16 protein-coding genes and 1 tRNA gene are annotated in these 23,010 nt (G+C 30.7%); 13 read left to right on the top strand and 4 right to left on the bottom strand.

The window, feature by feature from the left end; translation table 11 throughout:
* The first annotated feature begins 375 nt into the window (after positions 1-375).
* The 7 genes from WHD08_RS08035 (at position 376) to WHD08_RS08005 (ending at position 14,257) form a co-directional block, all read left to right on the top strand.
* The gene (locus WHD08_RS08035) at positions 376-3,534 is read left to right on the top strand and encodes a SusC/RagA family TonB-linked outer membrane protein (protein WP_208888594.1); all 3,159 of its coding nucleotides are present in this window, start codon (positions 376-378) and stop codon (positions 3,532-3,534) included.
* A gap of 11 nt (positions 3,535-3,545) precedes the next feature.
* On the top strand, positions 3,546-4,985 hold the full coding sequence (locus tag WHD08_RS08030; RefSeq protein WP_208888595.1) for a SusD/RagB family nutrient-binding outer membrane lipoprotein: 1,440 nt from the start codon (positions 3,546-3,548) through the stop codon (positions 4,983-4,985).
* Between the two features lie 136 nt (positions 4,986-5,121).
* Complete coding sequence (locus tag WHD08_RS08025; protein WP_208888596.1) at positions 5,122-6,705, top strand: sulfatase; 1,584 nt, start codon at positions 5,122-5,124, stop codon at positions 6,703-6,705.
* Between the two features lie 3 nt (positions 6,706-6,708).
* Positions 6,709-8,271 (top strand): sulfatase, encoded by a 1,563-nt coding sequence (locus tag WHD08_RS08020; RefSeq protein WP_208888597.1) that lies wholly within the window; start codon positions 6,709-6,711, stop codon positions 8,269-8,271.
* Between the two features lie 10 nt (positions 8,272-8,281).
* Positions 8,282-9,106, top strand: a complete 825-nt coding sequence (locus WHD08_RS08015; RefSeq protein WP_208888598.1) for an aspartate/glutamate racemase family protein — start codon at positions 8,282-8,284, stop codon at positions 9,104-9,106.
* Positions 9,107-9,607: 501 nt separating this feature from the next.
* Entirely contained in the window at positions 9,608-12,667 is a 3,060-nt protein-coding gene (locus WHD08_RS08010; RefSeq protein WP_208888599.1) for a SusC/RagA family TonB-linked outer membrane protein, read from the top strand.
* 12 nt (positions 12,668-12,679) lie between these two features.
* Positions 12,680-14,257: a RagB/SusD family nutrient uptake outer membrane protein gene (locus WHD08_RS08005; protein WP_208888600.1), complete on the top strand. Its 1,578-nt coding sequence runs from the start codon at positions 12,680-12,682 to the stop codon at positions 14,255-14,257.
* Between the two features lie 330 nt (positions 14,258-14,587).
* Here the strand turns inward: WHD08_RS08005 and WHD08_RS08000 are convergent, their stop codons facing one another.
* Both WHD08_RS08000 and WHD08_RS07995 read right to left on the bottom strand, forming a co-directional pair.
* Entirely contained in the window at positions 14,588-15,100 is a 513-nt protein-coding gene (locus WHD08_RS08000) for a hypothetical protein (protein WP_208888601.1), read from the bottom strand.
* Positions 15,101-15,382: 282 nt separating this feature from the next.
* Positions 15,383-15,457, bottom strand: a tRNA-Pro gene (locus WHD08_RS07995).
* Between the two features lie 82 nt (positions 15,458-15,539).
* Between WHD08_RS07995 and WHD08_RS07990 the strand changes: the two genes are divergently transcribed.
* From WHD08_RS07990 to WHD08_RS07970, 5 genes are all read left to right on the top strand, one after another.
* Positions 15,540-16,622, top strand: coding sequence for a PQQ-dependent sugar dehydrogenase (locus tag WHD08_RS07990; RefSeq protein WP_208888602.1), 1,083 nt, complete (start codon positions 15,540-15,542; stop codon positions 16,620-16,622).
* Positions 16,623-16,730: 108 nt separating this feature from the next.
* On the top strand, positions 16,731-17,678 hold the full coding sequence (gene trxB, locus WHD08_RS07985; protein WP_165732940.1) for a thioredoxin-disulfide reductase: 948 nt from the start codon (positions 16,731-16,733) through the stop codon (positions 17,676-17,678).
* A gap of 149 nt (positions 17,679-17,827) precedes the next feature.
* The gene (locus WHD08_RS07980; RefSeq protein ID WP_244183218.1) at positions 17,828-18,412 is read left to right on the top strand and encodes a YceI family protein; all 585 of its coding nucleotides are present in this window, start codon (positions 17,828-17,830) and stop codon (positions 18,410-18,412) included.
* A 42-nt stretch (positions 18,413-18,454) separates the two neighbouring features.
* A complete protein-coding gene (locus WHD08_RS07975; RefSeq protein ID WP_208888603.1) occupies positions 18,455-19,753 on the top strand; it encodes a hypothetical protein in 1,299 nt (432 codons plus the stop codon).
* Between the two features lie 114 nt (positions 19,754-19,867).
* Entirely contained in the window at positions 19,868-20,446 is a 579-nt protein-coding gene (locus WHD08_RS07970) for a YceI family protein (protein WP_208888604.1), read from the top strand.
* A gap of 72 nt (positions 20,447-20,518) precedes the next feature.
* Here the strand turns inward: WHD08_RS07970 and WHD08_RS07965 are convergent, their stop codons facing one another.
* Positions 20,519-20,965, bottom strand: a complete 447-nt coding sequence (locus WHD08_RS07965) for a KTSC domain-containing protein (RefSeq protein ID WP_165732937.1) — start codon at positions 20,963-20,965, stop codon at positions 20,519-20,521.
* A 236-nt stretch (positions 20,966-21,201) separates the two neighbouring features.
* Between WHD08_RS07965 and WHD08_RS07960 the strand changes: the two genes are divergently transcribed.
* Positions 21,202-21,975 carry an RNA polymerase sigma factor gene (locus WHD08_RS07960; RefSeq protein WP_208888605.1) on the top strand — a complete coding sequence of 258 codons (774 nt, stop codon included), beginning with the start codon at positions 21,202-21,204 and terminating at the stop codon, positions 21,973-21,975.
* A 56-nt stretch (positions 21,976-22,031) separates the two neighbouring features.
* Here WHD08_RS07960 and WHD08_RS07955 read toward each other — a convergent pair whose 3' ends face one another.
* The gene (locus WHD08_RS07955) at positions 22,032-22,847 is read right to left on the bottom strand and encodes a 5'-nucleotidase, lipoprotein e(P4) family (protein WP_208888606.1); all 816 of its coding nucleotides are present in this window, start codon (positions 22,845-22,847) and stop codon (positions 22,032-22,034) included.
* Positions 22,848-23,010: the final 163 nt, after the last annotated feature.

Below are 23,010 nucleotides of genomic sequence, written 5' to 3'. Positions count from 1 at the left end.
ATACTTTTTGCATTTAATTTTTATCAATTTCTAGTTTTAGAATCTCTCTTTCATTTTTAAATGAACTTAAGCAAAAAGTGTTTATTAATCTTCTTTTTATGTTTATATCCTTGCAATAGTCTTTTTAGACGAGTTGTTAAATTCGGTATTTAAAGAGATGAAATTTACATTTTATTAATATATCATACTTTTTTTTTGTTTTTCGTAAAAGTCCCTAAAACACTTGGAGTGTAGTACAAGTGTAACCCTCTATTCTAGTCTTTTAGAGGTTTTTTATTGTTTTTTTACGTTGTACTCTTTGGTGTTTTATTGGTGTTAAAGCTGATAAGATATTAAAGTTTAGAGAAAATAAATTTCACTAAAACCAATTTATATATGAAAACAAAAATTACAAAGTTATTTATTTTATTTCTCGTAATTCAATTCATTACATTACAACAAACGTTCTCTCAAGAGGGTGTTATTTCAGGAAAAGTAATGGATGAATCTGGTATGCCAGTATTGGGTGTAACAGTTTTAATAGAAGGAACTAAAACAGGTACGCAAACAGATTTTGACGGAAACTATTCTATTAAGGCAAGTATTGGTAAAGTATTGATTTTTTCTTATTTAGGAATGAAGTCAGAAAAAAAGTTGATTCAAAATTCTTCATTAATTAATGTAATTATGCAAGAAGATGAAGAGTCTTTGGATGAAATTGTAGTGACAGCAATGGGGATTGAACGTGCTGAAAAAACATTAGGTTATGCAGTAAGTACTGTAAAATCTGCCGATTTTGAAGAGGCAAGAGAAACCGATGTTGTTCAAGCATTACAAGGAAAAATATCTGGAGTTCAAATTACTGGTCAAGGTGGAGGTGTAGGTTCTTCTACAAAAATTACGATTAGAGGACTTACTCGAATAAGTGGAAATAATCAGCCATTGTGGGTAGTTGACGGTGTACCTATATCTGATGCTAATGACTTTTCAGATTCTAGAACAACAGGGTCTATAGATTATGGAAATAGAGCTCAGGATATTAATCCGGACGATATAGAGAGTTTAACGGTTTTAAAAGGTGCTTCTGCAGCAGCGTTGTATGGATCAAGAGCTTCAAATGGTGTTATCGTTGTAACTACTAAAAAAGGAAAAGGGGATGGAAAAGCAACTATTACTTACAGTTCAACCATTAGGTTTGATTCACCTCTTTTGCTTCCAGATTTTCAAAACACGTATGGACCCGGAAACCAAGGTATTTATAATGAAGATGATGGTGATACTGTACAATCTGCTTCTAAAGGTTGGGGACCTGCTATTTCTAGTGGTACGGCATATACCGACTTGGCAGGGAATGCACAAACTTTTCAAGCGAACCCAGATATTCAAAAAGATTTTTATAACCTAGGTTCAACCGTTTCTCATAATTTTGCTGTTTCAGGAGCTTCTAACGATGGAAAGAATGATTATCGTCTTAGTAGTTCTCATACTTCAGTTAAAGGTATATTGCCTGGTTCATTGCTTAATAAATTAAATTTAGGGCTTAATTCTGGTTCTCAACTTTCTAATAAATTAAAATCTAGATTTAGTATTAATTATATTAATACAGGTATTGAAGGAGCTGTGTCAAAAGGAGCAAACGACCCTAATGTATTAACTAGTATAATAAATAGGTTACCAAGAATTACTAATATTGAAGTTTTAAAGCCTTGGATTGCTGATGATGGAATTACACAATTGTCTCCTATTGATGAGGATACTAATAATCCATATTGGATAGTTAATGAAAACCATAGAACCAGTGATACAGAACGTTTTTTTGGAAATGTAAGCTTTGATTATAATCCTGTAGAACATCTTACAATGTTAGGTAGAGTAGGTTATGATTCTTACAATACAAAGCATTTTAGAAGTAATCACGTTGGTACTTTGGGGTATCTTGATGGTAATTATAAAGATAATTACATCAGTAGAAAACAATTAACTTTAGATTATTTGGCAACTTATGATAATTCTTTTGGAAATTTTGATGTTACCTTAATGGCTGGTGTGCAATGGAACGAAAGAGAATATGAGCAAAATGGTAATCTTGGTACATCACTTTCTATACCAGAACTTTTTAGCCCTGGTAACGTAGCGTCAAATAGCCCAACAAAGAATTATTCTTTAAAACAAATTTTTGGAGCTTTTGGAGATTTTACAATGACATATAAAAAATGGCTTACTTTAAATGCTACTGCTCGAAACGATTGGTCTTCTACCTTACCTGTAAATGGAAATAGTTATTTTTACCCATCTGTAGCTTTAAGTTTTGTTTTTAGCGATGCTTTTAATATTGATAAAAGTATTTTAAGTTATGGTAAATTAAGAACAAATTGGGCAAATGTTGGAGGTGATACAACGCCATATCAATTAGATTATTTGTATTACCCACAAACTTCTTATTACGGACAATTTAATACTGCAGGTACATTTCCATTTAATGGTCAAATTGCGTATTCTGGACCAAATTCTTTACCAAATGCAGATTTAAAACCAGAAAATCAATTAAACAAAGAAATTGGTGTTGAATTAGGTTTTTTTAAAAACAGAATTAAAATAGATGCTACTTATTATAAAAACACTACTACCGATCAAATTATACCGCTATCTACACCTGCTTCCACTGGTTATAGTACAGCTTGGACTAATTTAGGAGAAATATCTAATACAGGTTTTGAGTTAGAATTAGGACTAAAAGTAATTCGTTCAGAAAAGTTTAAATGGAATTTAGATGCTAATTTTTCAACCAATGAAACCATTATTGAGGATTTAGGAGATTTAGAACAATATACTTTAGCTTCTTCTTTTGGTGGCTTAGTAGTAGCTGCAGAAGAAGGTAAATCGATAGGTCTTTATGGTAATAGATTTGCAAGGGCAGTAGATGGTGATGGTAACACGATAGAAGATCAAATATTAGTAAATAGTAATGGTCTGCGATTTGAAGGAGATAATGGTCGTTTAGGAAATATAACACCAGATTTTACAATGGGACTTACTTCTGTATTTAGTTATAAAGGCTGGAGATTATCAACAACATTTGATTGGAAACAAGGTGGTATTTTATATTCACAAACGGTAGGAACACTTAGAACAAGTGGTTTAGCTGCCGAAACAGCTACAGATAGAGAAACGCTTTTTGTAGATCCTAATACCTTTGTAGATAATGGTGATGGAACTTATTCTGAAAACACCATAGCAATTCCAAGTGTACAACAGTATTGGAATAGTTATTCATCCTCTACGATTCATGAAAGTAACACCTTTGATGCGACTTATATAAAATGGAGAGAGTTAGGTTTGTCTTATTCATTTAATAAAAAACAACTTCAAAATATACCTTTTACAGCCTTATCGTTGAGTTTACAAGGAAGGAATCTAGCTATTTTTAATACAAGTATACCACATATAGATCCAGAAACTAATTTATTTGGATCTAGTAGTAATGGAGGAGGTATTGAATACAATGGTTTACCTTCTACAAGTAGTATTGGTTTAAGTGTTAAAGTTAAATTTTAAAAATAAAAAAGATGAAAAAAATAATTATAAAACCCACGTATTTGTTTTTACTATCCTTTGTTGTCTTCTGTTTAAGCGGATGCGATGGTATAACAGATATTAATGAAGATCCTTTAGCTGCAACATCGGTTACACCTTCTCTTTTGTTTCCAGAAGTAATAGCTAATATGTCTTCGCAAAGAGTTATTGAATTGGCAGGTTCTAATATGCACGCGCAACAATGGGCTGGTAGTTCTGGTACATGGTTAAGCAGAAGTAGATATACACTTGGTACTGCTTCTTTAAATAATGCATGGACAATTTGGTACACAACCTGTATAAAAAATCTATCTTTAGTAGAATTATTAGTCGAAAGAGATAATCCAAAGAATGTGTATATTATTGCGCAAGCAAAAATATTAGAAGGCTTTATTTATTCTAATTTAACCCAAATATGGGGAGAAGTTCCATTTACTCAAGGTGGAAATCCAGCAGAATATCCATATCCTGAATTTGATTCTCAGGAAGTTGTAATGGAAGGGGTTATAGATTTAATGGATGAGGCTATTGCAATTTTAGAACAAGATGTAGATTCTGATATCGTTACCGATTTAATTTTTGAAGGTGATAAAGAAGCATGGATTCGTTGGGCATATTCTTTAAAATTTAAAATGCTCATGTTTATGGCTAATGTAAAACCTCAAGAAGTTTCTAGTGAACTTCAGGCTTTAGTAAATAGCCCGTTAATACTAACCAACGAGCAAGAAGCAAATTTAATATATAGTAATGAAATTGGTAATGAAAATCATTTGTATAGATTTTTAACAACTAATTGGGCAGGAGTAAATAAAAGTTGGTATGCAGGAAGACCTCTTGTAGATCTTATGAATGCTTTAAATGACCCAAGAAGAGCAACCTATTTTGAGCTGAATAGAAATAATATTTATGCTGGTATCTATCAAGGTAATACTGGTGTTGCGTCTGTTTCAAAAATAAATACAGATAATATGGTTAAAGCAGACTCACCTGATAGGTATTTTACAGCTTCGGAAACTAAGTTCTTATTAGCCGATGCTGCTGCTAACGGCTATGTATCTGGTGGTTTGTCGCAGGCTAATACATGGTTCTTAGAAGGTATTACACTTGCTTTAGGTTATTATGATGGATCGACAGGAGAGATTCTACAAACAGATAAGGATACTTATTTAGCTAGTTTTCCCGACTTGTCTACTTTAACAAAAGAAGAGGCTTTAGATTACGTTAATGATCAACATTATATTTCATTATTTGGTAATGGAATAGAAGCATGGAACCAATGGAAACGAACAAAGTCTGTAGACTTTACTATCCCTACTAATTCTAGCGCAACAGATTTTATTAGAAGATATACATATCCTAGAGATGAATCTGCAGCAAATATAAATATACCTACAGGAGTAACTATTGAGGATCCTATGTGGTATGAAAAATAAGGATTATTAATTATCCTCTTTTTATTGGTAATAAGCTAGTATTTTTAAACTATTGTCTTTAGCGAAAAATAATATTTAAAATACTAGCTTAACTATCTATCAGTAGAATATTAAAAAAAATAATACATAATAATTGATGAAAATTTTAAAACTATTTATACCAGTGCTTTTGGTGTTTTTTACTTCTTGTTCACAGAAAAGTGATCCCCAAAAAGATCAAAAAACAGTACAAAAACCAAATATCATTTTTTTGTCCATAGACGATTTAAGAGCTGATCTTGGTTCTTATGGAAATAAAGAAATAAAGACACCAAATATAGATGCGTTATCAGCCAATTCTATGGTAATGCTAAACACTCATTCTCAATCAGCAGTTTGCGCACCTTCAAGAGCAAGTACAATGTTAGGTTACAGACCAGATTCTACAAGAGTTTGGCACTTGGGGGATAAGTTTAGAGAGATAAACCCTGATGCAGTAACAATGCCTCAATATTTTAATAAAGCAGGATATTATACCGTAAATATTGGTAAAATTTTTCATAATTATATGCCAGATTCTATTTCTTGGGATGAGCCAGATCTTAGACCTTATCCATATAATACTAAAGAATATGTGAAGAGAGATGCTGAAACATATTATTATACAGAAGCATCAAAGAAAGATCAAATTGCAAAAAGAAAGATTTATGTAGCCAAGAAAAAAGGGAAAAACTTATATGGTGATGGTTGGAATCGTGGACCGGCTATAGAGTTAGCTGATGAACCAGACTCTTTATACTATGATGCAATGCAAACAACATTGGCTTTAAAAACCCTAGATAGAATTAAATATAAAAAAGAACCATTTTTCTTAGGCCTAGGTTTTTATAGGCCACATTTACCATTTGTAGCTCCAAAAAAATATTGGGATCTATATCCAGCCGGATCAGTTTCTCCTGCAGCAAATCCGAAGTTACCAAAAAATGCACCAGTAATGTCTGCAAATGCAAATTACGAATTACGAGCATATACAAACCCAACCAAAATTGGTCGTCCAGAAGATGAACCTTTACCAGAAAAATATGCAGATTCTTTAAAAAGGGGGTATTATGCAAGTGTAAGTTTTGTGGATGCTTGTGTAGGTAAATTGGTAGCAGGATTAAAAGAACGTGGTTTGTATGAAAATACAGTAATTGTTCTTTGGGGAGATCATGGTTGGAAATTAGGAGATCATAACGGTTGGGGTAAAATGACGAACTTTTATATAGATACACATGTGCCCTTAATTATAAAAGGAGCAAATCAACAAGAAGGAAAACAGATAAAGGCTCTTTCGGAATTAGTAGATATATTTCCAACATTATGTGATTTAACAGGTGTTGATAAGGCAGATTATTTACAAGGAACAAGTTTAGTTCCTGTTTTTGAAAATCCGGATTTAGAATGGAAAGATGCTGTTTTTACTCAGTTTAGAAGAAGACCAAGAGTATCTAAAGATGGGCAAGAATATATGGGGTATTCAATGCAAACAAAACAATACCATTATATAGAGTGGTATCATTGGGATAATGTAAAAAAAGAAAAAGGAGCTTTTGCAGCTACAGAATTGTATGACCATTTTGTAGATCCTAACGAAACAGAAAATGTTGCAGGAATTTCTGATAAAACTGAAATAATAAAAAGTTTATCTGTTCAATTATCAAAAGGATGGAAAGGGGCTTTGCCTAAAAATATAAATTAAATTATGGTAAAAATTAAATTACAAATTTCGTTATTTATTTTAGCAGTACTTGTTTTAAGTTCGTGCCAAAATACAGTTGAAAAGAAGGCTGAGGTTAAAAAGCAAAGTAGACCAAATATTCTTTTTATTCCAGTAGATGATCTTAGAACAGATTTGGGGGCTTATGGTAATGTAGTTGTAAAATCTCCCAACATAGATAAATTGGCTAGTAATGGTATGGTTTTTAATCGTGCATATTGCCAACAAGCTGTTTGTACAGCTTCTAGAACTAGTTTATTAACGGGTTTAAGACCAGATTCTACACAAATTTGGGATTTAAAAACACATTTTAGAGATGCGATGCCTGATATCGTTTCTTTACCACAATTTTTTAAGAATAACGGCTATCATACTGTTGGTTTAGGAAAAACGTTTCATAATACATTGCAAGATTCTATTGCTTGGAATGAGTATTTGCATGTGGATGGTTTTCCTTTCGATCCAGATGCGGTTTATGTCAATCAAGATAACTTAATAATTCAAAAAGAAAAAGAACTTAAACTTGTAAAAAAAGGAAAGCATAAATTTGATAAATACGGGTTTATTTATACGAAAGCCAAATCTATTGAAATGGCAGATGTAGGTGATGATGATTATTACGATGGTGCGCAAACTACCATGGCAATAAAAAAGATGCGTGAGCTAAAAAAAACAGATAAACCTTTCTTTTTATCTGTAGGTTTTTATAAACCGCATTTGCCTTTTACAGCTCCAAAAAAATATTGGGATATGTATAATTCGGAAGATATTCCGTTAGCTAAAAATCAATTCCCTCCTAAAAATAGCCCGGAATTTGCTATGCATGGCGATGCGGAACTTAGAGGTTATGCAGATAAACACGATTTACCAAAACCAGCGGAAGGCTCATTATCCGAAGCAGAACAAAGGGAACTAATACATGCTTATTATGCTTGTGTAACTTATGTTGATGCTCAAATTGGTCGTTTAATGGATGAACTTGAGAAATCTGGATTGGCAGAAAATACGATTGTTGTTTTATGGGGAGATCATGGATGGAAGTTAGGAGAACATAATGGTTGGGCAAAACAAACTAATTACGAAATTGATACTAGAGCACCTTTAATAATAAGTGGTAAAGGCGTAAAAAGCAAAGGAGAAATGACGCAATCATTAACTGAGTTTGTAGATGTTTATCCTACTCTTTGTGACATGACGGGGTTTGAAATACCAAAATATTTACAAGGTGAAAGTTTAAAACCAATTTTAGAAAACTCGAAGACTATCGTAAAAGAAGCCGCTTATAGTCAATTTTTATTAGGTAGATACGGATCTAAAGAAGATAGAAAAACAGAACGAATGGGGTATACTGTAAGAACAGAACGATATCGTTATGTAGAGTGGTATAAGTGGAATCCAAAACAAAAAACAAAAGGAGACTTTATAACCAGAGAACTTTTTGATCATAAAACAGATCCGCAAGAAAATAGTAATATAGCTGATGTTCCAGAAAATAAAGAGTTAATATTGGGGTTATCAAAATCATTAACCAAAGGTTTTATTTTATAACAAATCAAATATGAAAAATTTTCTATATTGTTTTATGATTATAATGCATCTTTCATGCGGTAATTCAAAAGATAATAACAAACAAAAATTAGTAGACAGTAGTTTTCAATTAAATCAAAAAAAAACAACAGTTAAAGATATGAATACACTTGGGCTTTTAGGTGGTACGTCGTGGCACTCAACAGTAGAGTATTATGCTGCAATTAATCAATCTATTAATGATTATTATGGCAATAATACAAATCCGCCCTTATTAGTTTATACCTTAAATCAAGCAGAAATTCATAGATTTCAGAAAATAGATAAATGGGATTCGATTGCAGGAATGTTAACTGATGGTGCATTAAGTTTACGTAAAGGAGGAGCAGAGGCTGTAATGTTTTGTGCAAATACACCCCATAAAGTATTTGATATTGTCCAAAGTCAATTAGATTTTCCTATTATTCATATTGGTGATGCTACGGCAAAAGCTATTCTAAAAAAAGAAGTGAAGAGTGTTGGTTTTTTAGGTACAATTTATACAATGGAAGGTGATTTTATAACCAAAAGAATCGCTGATAACGGAATAAATGTTTTAGTGCCAGAAGAAAAGGAAGTACTTATTGAGTTGCAAAGAATTATTGAAGAAGAACTTACGTATGGCGTGGTTAAGCCTGCTTCTAAAACCTATGTGCTTAATGTTATTAAAGGTTTGGTAGATAGAGGCGCAGAAGGAGTTGTTTTAGGTTGTACAGAATTTCCTTTAATGATTTTTGATGAAGATTTAGAAATTCCAATTTTTGATACAACAGAAATTCATTCTATGGCTGCCGTAGATTTTATTTTAGGTAATTAATGCCTTTTAAATTGTAATACAATTTTGGTTTCTATAATTTGCCCTATATTATTTCGTGCTTTACGGAAAAATATAGGGCAATATATTTTATTAATATTTTTTTTATTAAAAACGTATTCTTGTTAAATAAAATGAATATAAATTTCTACATTCTATCTTAATAGAAAACTACATATTATAAGTTTTAATACCCTATCGATTACTTCTCTTTTTTTTTTTAGTAAAAATAAGCACTATGTTTTTTTCAATTATTATTAGTAATGCGTGCTTTTTAAGTATTATCTATGGGTAAAAGGGCTTCTATAAAGTAATACTAATTTTAGTAATATCATCTTTTTTATAAACTTAAATTACTAATTATTTAGAACTTTATGTTAATTGTTGGGTAATTGCAACAATACTACCCTGTTTTTGAGAATTTCTGAATTTAAATAATTAATAGGTTTGAAGTAACCGTTCGTTGTAATGGTAAAACCAAATTATAAACTAATTATTAAATCAATGAAATTAAAACTAAGTGCTTTGTTGTTTCTGTTTTGTAGTTTTATGTCTTTAACGGCTCAAACAACAATTACAGGTACAATATCAGACGAAACAAGTTTAACTCTTCCAGGAGTTAATATCTTGGTAAAAGGGACAGATAGAGGTACAAATTCCGATTTTGAAGGAAAGTATTCTATTAAAGTTTCTAAAGGTGAAATTTTACAATTCTCATTTGTAGGTTTTGTAAATCAAGAAGTTGTGGTTGCGGGTCAAAACGTAATAGATATTGTCTTAAAAGAAGATGCGCAACAATTAAATGAAATAGTAATAATAGGATATGGTTCTACTACAAAGAAAGATTTAGTTTCTTCTGTTTCTTCTGTAAAGGCAGATGTTTTAGAGAACCAGCCAGTTGCAAGATTAGACCAAGCATTACAAGGTAGAGCAACAGGAGTTTCTGTAACATCTAATAGTGGAGACCCAGGCTCCGGTTCTACAATTAGAATTAGAGGTAATAGTTCTATCAATGGAAATAATAATCCTCTGTATGTTATAGACGGATTTATTGTGGGTACAGATTTTAACTTAAATACTTTAAATGTAAATGATATTAAATCTGTAGATGTTCTAAAGGATGCTACTGCATTGTCTATTTATGGAACAAGAGGTGCTTCTGGAGTTATTTTAGTAACGACTAAAAATGGTACAGAAATTTCAAAAGGAAAACCAAGAATTAGTCTAAATCATTATTATAGTGTTCAGCAAGTAGCAAATGAGATTGATCTTTTAAACGGAGAAGATTATGTAAATTATATTAATGAGGCAGGGCAATTTAACCCGAACTTAAATAATGGTTTTGGAGGGACAGACCCTACTTTACCTTTATTGTTTGATGAGCCAGGAGAAATTGAAACTACAGATTGGTTAGATCTTGCAGCTCAGACAGGGTATGTTAGAAATACAGATTTATCTATAATGGGGAATTCAGAAAATTCTAATTATTATATCTCTATCAATCATTTTGATCAAGAAGGAATTTTAAAAGGCTCTGGTTTAGAAAGAGTTACTTTTAGAACAAATTTAGATGTAAGGCTTTCAGATAAATTTAAAACAGGTATTCGTTTAAATGCAACACATTATAAAAAAGAAAATAATAAAGTTAATTATTCTCAAATTGTTTCAAATGTGCTGCCAATTAGAACCGTTTATGATGAAAATGGAGACTATACTGGGGTTAACCCAATAAGTTCTGGGACAGAAAGAAATCCTGTAGCAGATGCAAATCTAAGAGTAGATCATGATTTAGTTACAAAGCTTATTACAAATGCTTATGTTGAGTATGAGTTGTTTGAGAACTTTAAATTGAAGTCTACTTTTGGAGCAGAAATTACACATACAAAATATAACGATTATCTTCCGGGAGCATTACCAGATAGACAGATTTCCAAAGCAGGAACTGGTTATGCTAATATAGCAACAAATTATGGGAAAAGTATTTTGAATGAAAATACGTTTACCTATGATTTAGGTTTAGAAAATCATTCTGTTAAGTTGTTAGGAGGATTTACATGGCAAAAGGATACGAATGAAAGTACCGTTTCTCAGGCAGATGGTTTTCCAAATGATGCCGTATTGTTTAATAATCTAGCTTTAGGTGATGCAACGCTTTATTATGCAAATTCTGGATATGGTCAAAGAACATTAGCTTCTTTTTTAGGTAGGGTAGATTATGGCTACAAAAGTAAATACCTTTTAACCTTAGTTGGTAGATATGATGGATCTTCTGTTTTTGAAGAGGGAAGTAAATATGCGTTTTTTCCATCTGTAGGTCTTGCTTGGAATGTAAGTGATGAGACTTTTTTAGAAGATGTAGATGTAATTGATAAATTAAAAGTTAGAGGTAGTTATGGTATTGTAGGTGAACAAGGAGTAAATTCTTATAATTCTATTGCAACCTATAATAACACTATCAATATTTTTAACGACAATGTTGTTAATGGTGTTCAATTAGGTTCTGTGCCAAGTGAGGGATTAACATGGGAAACTACAAAACAACTAGATCTTGGTTTTGAAGTTAGTCTTTTAAAGGATAGAATTTCTTTTGAAGCAGATTATTATTTAAAAACTACAGAAGATTTACTTTTAGCTAAAGCTTTATCTGCACAAGCAGGAGGTGGTACTCAGTTGCAAAATGTAGGTTCTGTAGAAAATCAAGGTTTTGAATTTTCATTAAACACCATTAATGTGGAGAAAAAGGATTTTTCTTGGAATTCGACATTAACAATATCTACAAACAAAAGTAAAGTTTTAGAGTTAGATGGTAGAGATTATTTAGATTTACAATCTACAGGTAACCAAGGTGGTACTTCTGCGAGACTTATTGTTGGTGAGTCAATGCCAGTTTTTATTGGACTTAAATACTTAGGGACTTATAAAAATGAAGATGAGATAATTGCAGATGGTAGAAAGGGAATGTCTTTTATTGGTGGTCCTAGATTTGAAAATTTAGATGATAACCCTACTTGGAATGATGAAGATGCTGTTATAATTGGTAGTCCAGAACCAGATTTTTATGGAGGTTTCAGAAATACATTTACTTATAAAGGTCTTTCTTTAGATGTCTTTTTTCAAGGTCAATATGGTAATGACATCTTCAATATAAGAACACAGGCATCTTATTACGGAAGGGGAGAGCAGAATTTAGATTCTAGAGTATTAAACCGTTGGCAAGAAGGAGTAAATGAAACTTCAGATATACCTAGAGCAGGTGCTTCTACAAGTTTATTCAACCCAAATAGTACTGTTAATATAGAGGATGGTTCATTTTTACGATTAAAAACAGCTACTTTAAATTATAATCTTCCATTAGAAAAAATAGGATTAGAAAATACATTAAGCGCTTTTAATGTTTATGTAACAGGTACTAACTTATTTTTATTATCTAAATTTAAATTAGGAGATCCAGAAACAAGTAATTTTAGTGCTAGTAGTGGGTTAGGTTCAGTATCTCAGGGTTTTGCTTCGGGTACTTACCCTTATGCTAAATCTGTTACATTAGGATTAAAAATGGAATTTTAAAAAAATAATAAAATGAAAAATATATTAAAAAATAAAGTAGTTCTAGTCTTGCTAGGTTTATTTGCTTTAATTTCTTGTGATGATTTTCTGCAAGAAGATTTAAGAGATGCTATTACACCTGGAAATTTTTTCAATAATGACAAAGAGGCAGAATTAGCTGTAAACGGAATTTATAGAATCTATCATAATAATAATTTATATGCTCAAAGAGGTTTAGATGATTATTATACACATGGAGCAGATGTTGTTGGACCTAACAGAAATGTGAATGGATCTATTCATAATTATCTAATTGCAGAGGGTGTAGCAGACGGAAACGGTGTATGGTCTCAGTTATATGAGGTAGTAAATGGTACCACAGAATTCTTAGCAAATATTGATGGTAATGAAAAACTTACGGAAGCTAATAGAGATCAAGCCGTTGGAGAGTTGTTGTTTTTAAGAGCTTTGGCTTTTTATCATTTAACAAATTTATGGGGAGACGTTCCTTATTTTAGAGAAATGTTAAACCCTATTGAAGCGGGAGAGTTGGGGCGTTATGATAAGGATTTAATAAGAACGGATATGAAAGTAGATTTAGAAAGAGCAGTAAGTTTATTGCCATCTACATATTCTGGTTCAGATTTAGGAAGAGCAACAAAGTGGGCTGCCTATGCATTAAAAGCAAAATTTCATTTATTTGATAAAGAGTGGTTATTGGCTAAAAATGCTTGTGATGAGATTATAAATAATTCACCACATACTTTATTACCAAATTATGCAGATGTTTTTAATCAATTAGATCCTGCGAACTCTATAAATAACGAGCATATTTTTATCATCGATTTTAAATCGGATGAGGTTACAACTACAAGAACAGATGATTATAATCCTCGAATTAGAGATGAGCCATCTAATAGAAATGATGATGCTGTTGATGAATTTGGTGCGCCAGTTTTAAAAGCAAATGGAACCCAAATGAAAAGGTGGGAGTATTTTCAGAGTGTAATGTTAGAGCAAGAAGAAGATATGCAAGGTTACGGATGGTCTGTGCCTTTACCTGAATTAGCAGATAAAAATAACTGGCAAGATGGAGATTTGCGTTATGATGCAACTGTAGTAACCGAGTATTTAGGTTTTGAGCTTGCGTTTCCATACTTCAGAAAAAATTGGAACTTAGATCAAGTGAATTCTTTGAGGGGTAATCATCATGAAAATTATATTGTTTTCCGTTTAGCTGATATTTATTTAATGGCTGCTGAGGCAGAAAATGAATTAAATGGTCCAGGAACTGCGTATTCTTATGTAAACGAAGTTCGTAAAAGAGCTTTTGAACCAGACCAACCTTGGAGTGGTATGTCTCAAACATCTTTTAGAGAAGCAATGTATGATGAAAGAAAGTTTGAACTTTCTGCAGAAGGACATAGAAAAATGGATTTAGTTAGATGGGGAATTTTATTAGATGTGGTTAAATCTACAGAGCATAGAAATTGGAATAATCCAGGGGCTAATATTCAGCCGTACCATGTGTTATTACCAATACCACAAGCACAAATAATTTTGAATGCTAATTTATTAACATCAGACCCTACTAATAACGGTTACCGTTAGGATGTAAGAAGTTTTTAGTAAAGAGGTTGTTTAAAAAGTGAATTTTTGTCATTCTGAATTTATTTCAGATTCTTATGAAGGTTAAACTTCTGTGTGACAGGGTTTATCTCTTTTAGACGGCCTCTTTTTTTCGTGGAAATATTTGTCTCTTAATTTTTTAAATGGTATTTTATTTATTCTACAGATAGATAGTTAAACAATGATCTCTAGACAAAAAGTATAAAATCCTTTAAAGTAATTGATAAAAGAAATATAATGAACCTTTTATAGAGATAAATAAAAGTTGTAAATGTTTATTTTTGATATTTTAATATTGTTTTTTACTGAAAATTAAAATCGTTTTCCAATACCAATTCCTATGGCCCAAGTACCTAAATCGTTTGCACGATAATCGTATAAAACAGTAGGAGAAACATCCCAATGATTTCCAAATTCTATTTCATATTCCAGGCCTGTTCTTACAATAAAAAGATTCTCTTGTTTTTCCAACTCAACACCTGTACCTAGTACTAAAACCCAATTTTCGTGAAATTTATAAAGTGCATCTAAAGTTAAAACTACAGGGTACTCCTTTTCAACAAAAAGTTCATGTTCTTTTTCTATTTCAAAAGTTTCAAGTTCTAAATCATTGTGTAAACCCAGTCCCCATTTTTCATTAATCCAATACTCTAAATCCAATCCAATAGTAGGTACAATAACGGTTTTATTTCCATCGGGTGTAGAGGTGGGAATATATGTATGACTTAATACGGGGCTGATTCTAAAGTGTTTAAAGTGGTGCTCTTGTGCGGTAGTAATAAAACTAATAAAAGTAAATACGATTATTAAAATGGCTTTTTTCAAAATTATTTTTATTTAGGCAGCAAAAATAAGTATAAAAATAAATGCCAAATATGATATATGTTATTTTTTTAAGAAAGATTTAGAAAAATATTTAAATTACTGTAATGCCAACTTAAGTTTGTAAGTCGTATTCTTTGTTGATGAAATTTCTTAAACTGAGATGGCGATTTTTGTAAGAAGTTGTAATTTCCACAACTTATATACTTAATCCAATTTTCGACTTGATTCGTAGTTTTTGTAAAATAAAAAAGCAGAATATTTTTTAAAATATTCTGCTTTTTGTCGGGGTGGCAGGATTCGAACCTGCGACCTCCTCGTCCCAAACGAGGCGCGATGACCGGGCTACGCTACACCCCGAAAATTGATACATCAATTTGCGAGTGCAAATATAGAATAATATTTATATATTTAATGAAAATTTAATTTTATTTTCAAAAAAATGAAACAATCTATTTTAATATTTTTCGTCTATTTTAGTTTTATTGTATTTGGGTTTTCTCAAAGTAAAGAGTATGAGTTAATTGTGCCTGATTTAACAAATCCGTGGGGTTTTACTTTTTTACCTGATAACGCTATGTTAATTACAGAAAAAGAAGGAAAGTTAATTCATTTTAAAGATGGAGTAAAAACAGAAGTAAAAGGTGTTCCAGAAATTTACCTGAGAGGTCAGGGGGGATTTTTAGATATTGAACTGCATCCTAATTATCCAAATAATAATTGGATTTATTTTACCTACGCATCATCCGAAGGAAAAGGAAGTGGAGGTAATACTAGTTTAATAAGAGCAAAATTAAAAAACAACCAATTAATAGATAAACAGGTCTTATACAAAGCAAGTCCTAATTCTACTAGAGGACAGCATTTTGGTTCTAGAATAACTTTTGATGAGGAAAACCATGTTTATTTTAGTGTAGGAGATAGAGGTAATAGAGATGAATATCCGCAAGATATTACAAAAGATGGCGGAAAAATATATCGGTTAAATGATGATGGAACTATCCCTAAAGACAATCCTTTTGTAAATGTTAATAATGCAAAAAAAGCAATTTATAGTTATGGACATAGAAACCCACAAGGGATGGAAGTGAATCCAGAAACAAAAGAAATTTGGTCTCACGAACATGGTCCAAAAGGAGGAGATGAAATAAATATTATTAAAATTGGTAAGAATTACGGTTGGCCAAAAGTAAGCTATGGTGTTAATTATAGTGGTACTAAGTTTACTGACAATACTTCTTTGCCGAATATGGAAAACCCTATTTATTATTGGACACCTTCTATTGCTCCAAGTGGTATGGCTTTTATCAACAGTGAAAAATATGGTAAATGGAACGGTAATTTATTAATTGGGTCTTTAAAGTTTCAGTATTTAACAAGATGTATTTTGAAAGGAGATAAAGTTTTTAAAGAAGTTAAAATGCTAAAAGATATAGGTAGAGTTCGCTCTATTGTACAAGGTTTAGATGGTTTTATATATGTTGGTGTAGAAAATTTAGGGATTATTAAGTTACTTCCAGAATAATATTTTAATTTTATAAACTTATTTTTCCATTGTTAAAACTTATAAACAATCGTGCTATAAAGGAATAAAAAAGAATATTTTTGTTATCCATAATCAAATAAATTTAAAATGTCAGATACAATAGAAAAAATAAAATGTTTAATTATTGGTTCTGGTCCTGCCGGTTATACCGCAGCAATATATGCAGCTAGAGCAGACATGAAACCTGTAATGTATACAGGAATGCAAATGGGAGGACAATTGACAACTACAACCGAAGTTGATAATTTTCCGGGATATCCAGAAGGTACAGATGGTACTGCAATGATGACAGATTTACAAAAACAAGCAGAACGTTTTGGTACAGAAGTTCGTTTTGGTTTGGTAACTAGTGTAGAATTAAGTGATAAAGAGGGCGGAATTCATAAAGTTATTGTGGACGAGTCTAAACATATTGAAGCAGAAACTATCATTATTTCTACTGGAGCTACTGCAAAATATTTAGGTATAGAGAGTGAGCAGCGTTTAATTGGTGGTGGAGTTTCGGCTTGTGCTACTTGTGATGGTTTTTTCTATAAAGGACAAGATGTAGTTGTTGTTGGTGCAGGAGATACTGCAGCAGAAGAGGCTACATATTTATCTAATATTTGTAGTAAGGTTACTATTTTAGTACGTAAAGATTTTATGAGAGCTTCTAAAGCGATGCAACATAGAGTTAATAAAACTAAAAATATTGAAGTTTTATACAACACAGAAATAGATGAGGTTTTAGGATCTAATGTTGTAGAAGGTGTAAGAGCAATTAACAATCAAACAAAGGAAACTACGGATATTGCAGTTACTGGAGTTTTTATTGCAATTGGTCATAAACCTAATTCAGATTTATTTAAAGGTGTTTTAGATATGGATGAAACTGGGTATTTAATTACCAAAGGGAAATCTACAAAAACAAATTTACCAGGAGTCTTTGCTGCTGGAGATATTCAAGATAAAGAATACAGACAAGCAGTAACTGCCGCAGGTACAGGTTGCATGGCAGCTTTAGATGCAGAGCGTTATTTAGGTGCTCTAGAATAGAGAAGAATTACAATACGAAATACATTTTTTTAAAAAGAGAGGCTACATTTATGTAGCCTCTCTTTTGTTTTTTACAAGGATGATATTCCTCATATATAGAATTTCCTTAATAATTTATGTTTGCATCATAATTAAAAAACGATAGAAATATGATTTATCAGAAAAGATTAAACGTAGTGATTTTAGGAATGTTTGCTATGTTTTTATGTACATCAATTAAGCTTAATGCTCAAGAGTTTTCAGTAAATACTCAAAATTCTTCATTATTAGTTTATGGGACTTCAAATATTCATGATTGGGAAATTGAAACAGAAAACCAATCTGGAGTTATCTCTTTAGAAACTGCAAATGAACTTCAAATTAAAAAACTAAATTTTACAGTTGAAGTAGAAAGTTTAAAGAGTGGAAAAAATGGAATGGATAAAAACACTTATAAAGCTTTAGATACCAAAAATTATAAAACGATTGAATTTCAACTTGTAAGTACAGAAGAAATTACAGATTTAAAAGATGGGAATTTCAAGGTAAAAACAAAGGGAGATTTAAAGATAGCAGGAGTTACTAAAAGAATTTCATTAGATTTTAATTTAAATATTAATGAAGGAACGGTAAAACTTGTTGGAGAAAAATCACTAAAAATGACGGACTACAAAGTTTCTCCTCCTACAGCATTACTAGGTACTATTAAAACAGGTGATGAGGTAACAATCAAATTCAATACAATTTTAAAATAATTCAAATTCAATTCAATTCAATTCAATTCAAATTCAAAAGCAATGAGAAAAATTTTTCAAAAAACGTTAGTAGCAGCTTTAATTTTAGGAAGTATAGGGGTTTCAGCTCAGAGTAAGAGAGATTTAGATAATTATAGATACACAGATAAAAGAGGGGTTAATGTATTTGAGGCACCAAAAACATTAGATTCTAATTTTGATGGACTTAAAGTAAGATTAGGCGGGTCTTTTGCACTACAATACCAAGGAATAAGTCATGAAAACTCTGGAAGTGTAAGATTACAACCAATTGGAGCTAATTTTAATTTAGCAACTGCAAATTTAGACATAGATGTTGCTTTATATGATGGTGTTAGTATGCATTTACGTACTTTCTTGTCTTCTCGTCATCATCATGAAACATATGTAAAAGGTGGTTATTTACAAGTAAATAAATTAGATTTCATTAAAGAAGGTTTCATGGAAGATTTTATGAAATATACTACGATAAAAGTAGGTCATATGGAAAATAATTATGGTGATGCTCACTTTAGAAGAACAGATAACGCACAATCTTTGCACAACCCTTTTGTAGGTAATTTAATAATGGATTCTTATACAACAGAAGTAGGAGCAGAGGTTCTTGTTAGAAAGAATGGTTTTATTGGAATGGTAGGTGTTACCAATGGTAAATTAAATCAGTCTGTAGAGAAAACAGAAGAAACATTAGCAGATGGAACCTATGAAGAAGGTCGTTCAGGAGGAGCTTCTTTTTTAGCTAAATTAGGATACGACAAACAAATTAATAATGATTTAAGAATAAGAATTACAGGATCTATGTATAACACAGGTTATGTACCAAATTCTTACTTATATGCTGCAGATAGAGCAGGTTCTAGATATTATGGTGTAATGATTGCTGCAGATGCTGCTTCAGATGACTTTAGATCTGGTAGATATAATCCTAATTTAAAAAATAGTATTTCTGCAATTATGTTCAACCCATTTATTAAGTATAAAGGATTAGAGTTTTTTGGAACAGTAGAAACTGCTACAGGTAAAGCAACAGCAGAATTAGAAGACAGAACTGCAAATCAGCTTGCTGGAGAGCTTATTTATAGATTTGGTAAAAATGAAAACTTGTATATTGGTGGTCGTTATAATATGGTAGATGCAGAAGATATGACACATGGAGATATTGAAATTAAAAGATCTCAATTAGTTGCTGGTTGGTATATGACAAACAATATTTTAATGAAAATGGAGTATGTTAATCAAAAATATGAAGGCTTTGGAGCAACAAGTACTTTAGAACAAGGTAAATTTAATGGAGTAATTTTAGAAGCAGCAATTAGTTTTTAAGGATACTACATCGTAAATATTTGTATTAATAATTTAACAAACCTCTTATAATTTTTTAAAAAATAGGGGGTTTGTTTATTTAAAGAAGTTAGCATAAACAGAAAGAATAAAACTATGAAAAATTATATTCCTTTAATTTTAATTTCATTAATCTTATTTTCTTTTACTACAATAAATGTATTTAATAACAGTACAATTATTGAAGTAGAACCTGAAAGTGAATTAGAGATTTTAGGTTTTACGAATGTAAATAAGTTTAATTGTGATTTTAATTTTTATGAAGTTGATAAAAAAATTCCATTAACTTTTAAAAAAGTAGGTGATAAGATTTATTTTAAAAAGGCAATTTTAGAGTTGCAAAACTCTGGTTTTGATTGTGGAAATAAAGTAATGAATAAAGATTTTTCTAAGTTATTGAAATCAGATGAGTTTCCTCAAATTTTACTAAATTTAAAAGAACTTGTAGAAAAAGAAACGTTTACTGAGGCTTCTGTAGAAATGACAATTGCTGGGGTTTCTAAAATGTACAAAGTTCCGGTAACAATAGAAGAGAATGATGCGTTTTTAGTTAGAGGTAATTTAGATCTAAATATAGAAGATTTTAATATTAAACCACCAAAGAAAATGTTAGGTTTAATTGTAGTTTCAGAAATGATAAATATTAATTTTAACTTAGTTTTAAATCAGAAGTAAGTTTTATCTGTATTACAAAAAAAAAGAGATTGCAAATAGCAATCTCTTTTTTTGTTTTTATAATAAAAGTCTTTAAACAGTTACAGAAGCTTTCATAGATTTTCTGTAAGTAAAAGAGTTGAAAATATTTCTTTTACCAAAGTTGTTCATTGATTTCGCATTTACAAATTTTCCAAAAAGTATTTTACTAACACCAAAGTATTCGTATTTATTACCATCTGTAAAAGTTACTTCTAATAACATACTTTTGTGATGCCAGTCTGCAACTTGAAACTCTGTAATAGTTGTTTTATAAGCATCTAAATTAGCTGCTTTAGTTTCTGGAGCTATACTTACTAAGAAATGATACCCATCTATAATTTGAGTACTCATAAGATCTGCTTCCTCCTTTTTAGCGTCATCAGTAAATTTATCTGGATGCCATTCCTTTACTAAACCTCTATAAGCTTTCTTTAAATCTTTTAAATCTATAGGACCTTCTACTTTAAAAAGTTTTTTATATTCTTTAATACGTTTCATTCGTGTGTTTTCAAATTGCGTGCAAAAGTACTGATATTAAATGGATTGTAATGCAATAAAAGTTTATTAAATTATAAAGAGCGTTTTTAAAAATTTAATTTCATTTAATTAGAACAAATTTAGCGCTCTCTAAAATAGTTTTTTTTAATTGTTAAAGTTGATAGTTAACTGATTTTTATCATTTTATTACCAGGTTTTCTTTCGCACCTTTAGAGATATCTTTAAAGTATTTTATTATGAAAACGAGCATTTCTTATTTCGAAACCAAAACCGAATTTCGTCTGTTTGTAACGAAATCATTTTCAAGTTTAGTAAAATTAAAAAAGGAAGAAAAACAAATCGATTTTAATCAGTTGGTTTTAAAAATTTTACCTGAAATTAGAAAGTATGTAAATCAAAGATTGAATACAGCGATAAAAAAAGGTCACTTTTCTAAGAAGAAATATAAAGCAGATGATATTATAGATCAACTTTTTATTACTATTTACGATACTATTGATGAAGTAGAAAGTGAAGGTGATTTCTATTTATGGTTGTATAAAAAAACGAATGATTTATTAGAAGACGTTATTGTTGAGGAAGAGTTTAATGAATTGTTTTTCAGAAATATTGATGATTATTCTAAACCAGATTGGGATGAAATGCAAGAAGAATTTAGCATAGACGGAGAGGGAGACTTATTGCTGTTAGAAGAAATAGATGATGTTACTTATACGGATAACGAATATAGCTTAGACCATGTATTTGTAGAAGATGATGAGAAAGAATTGATAGAAAAGTTAGATACGCAATTAGGCGAAGATAAAGTGAATGCACATATAGAATTAGTGTTGCATAATATGCCTGCTGCGATGCGTATTGTTTTCTATTTATTTACAAATCAAAAATTAAAAATAGAGGAAATTGCAGAAATACAGAAAAAGTCAATTCCAGAAATAGAAAAACTTCTAAGTGATGCTAAAAAAGCAATACAAAGAAGTTTGTTTAATAGGTATTCTGTATCTGATTAATGTTTTAAAACGGGGGTTCTTAAATCACTTTTTATATGATTGATTAAAAAATCAATTTAATAAGAAGTGGTTTTTTTATGACGAATAGAATCTTTTTGAGCGTTTGTCCAATTATAGTTTCCTTCATAAATACCTTTTGTTTCCCAATCTCCATACATTGGGTTTGGTAAAACAATATATTTATGACCAAAAGAAGTATGTAAACTATCAGCGTTTTTATTTCTCTTATCAGTAGTGCTATTTTCGAATATTGATGAAAAGTCAGACAAATTATCACCAAGAAGTAATACTATTTCATGTGTTTTGTTCACAACACTTCTTCTAGACCCTTTTTCGCTACTTTTTGTTTTTAAAAGTACATGAGTTTCATCAGCAAAAGGAAAACCTTTTAATTGCAAGTTCTCGATGGTTTCTTTTGTTTGTGTTGCTGATCTATTAGAAATATAAAATACAGTTACATTTTTACTTTCAGCGTATTTAAAAAAAGCAAGTGCTCCTGGTATTGCATCTGCTTTTTTCTCTGCTACCCATTCTGCCCATCTATCTGATGTATAGTTTTCATCTAACTCAATTTGTTTACCAGAATACGGACTGTTGTCTAAAAGAGTTTCGTCTATATCTGTAACAATAGCTATTGGCTTTTCAGAATCATTATTGGCAAGAATTTGATCTAATCTAAGTTGTGCCAAATTATAAGCTTGGTAAGTTAACGCTTTGTATTCTGCAGCATTTTGAACCCATAATAAAGATTGTATGGTATGCTCTTTAGTAGGAGTATTATTTATAGTTTGTTGTTTAATGGTAGTGATCTGAGTTTTACATCCTAAAAAGATGAATGCTGTAAAAAGAGAAAAAAATATTTTATTTTTCATTATTAATTATGTTTTATAAATACTAAAGTACTTCAAAATTAATATAATTTTAATTATTCTATGAATGTTTAGGGTATAAAAAAAACCATCATTAAAAATGATGGTTTTTACAACAAACAACTAATTTTTAATCTAAAACTAAGATTAATTTTTTATTATATTC

Origin of the sequence: Polaribacter sejongensis, assembly GCF_038024065.1 — a bacterium.
GTDB classification, from domain to species: domain Bacteria; phylum Bacteroidota; class Bacteroidia; order Flavobacteriales; family Flavobacteriaceae; genus Polaribacter; species Polaribacter sejongensis.
Note: the sequence above shows the minus strand (reverse complement) of the source record. Positions and strands in the feature narration are given on the sequence as shown.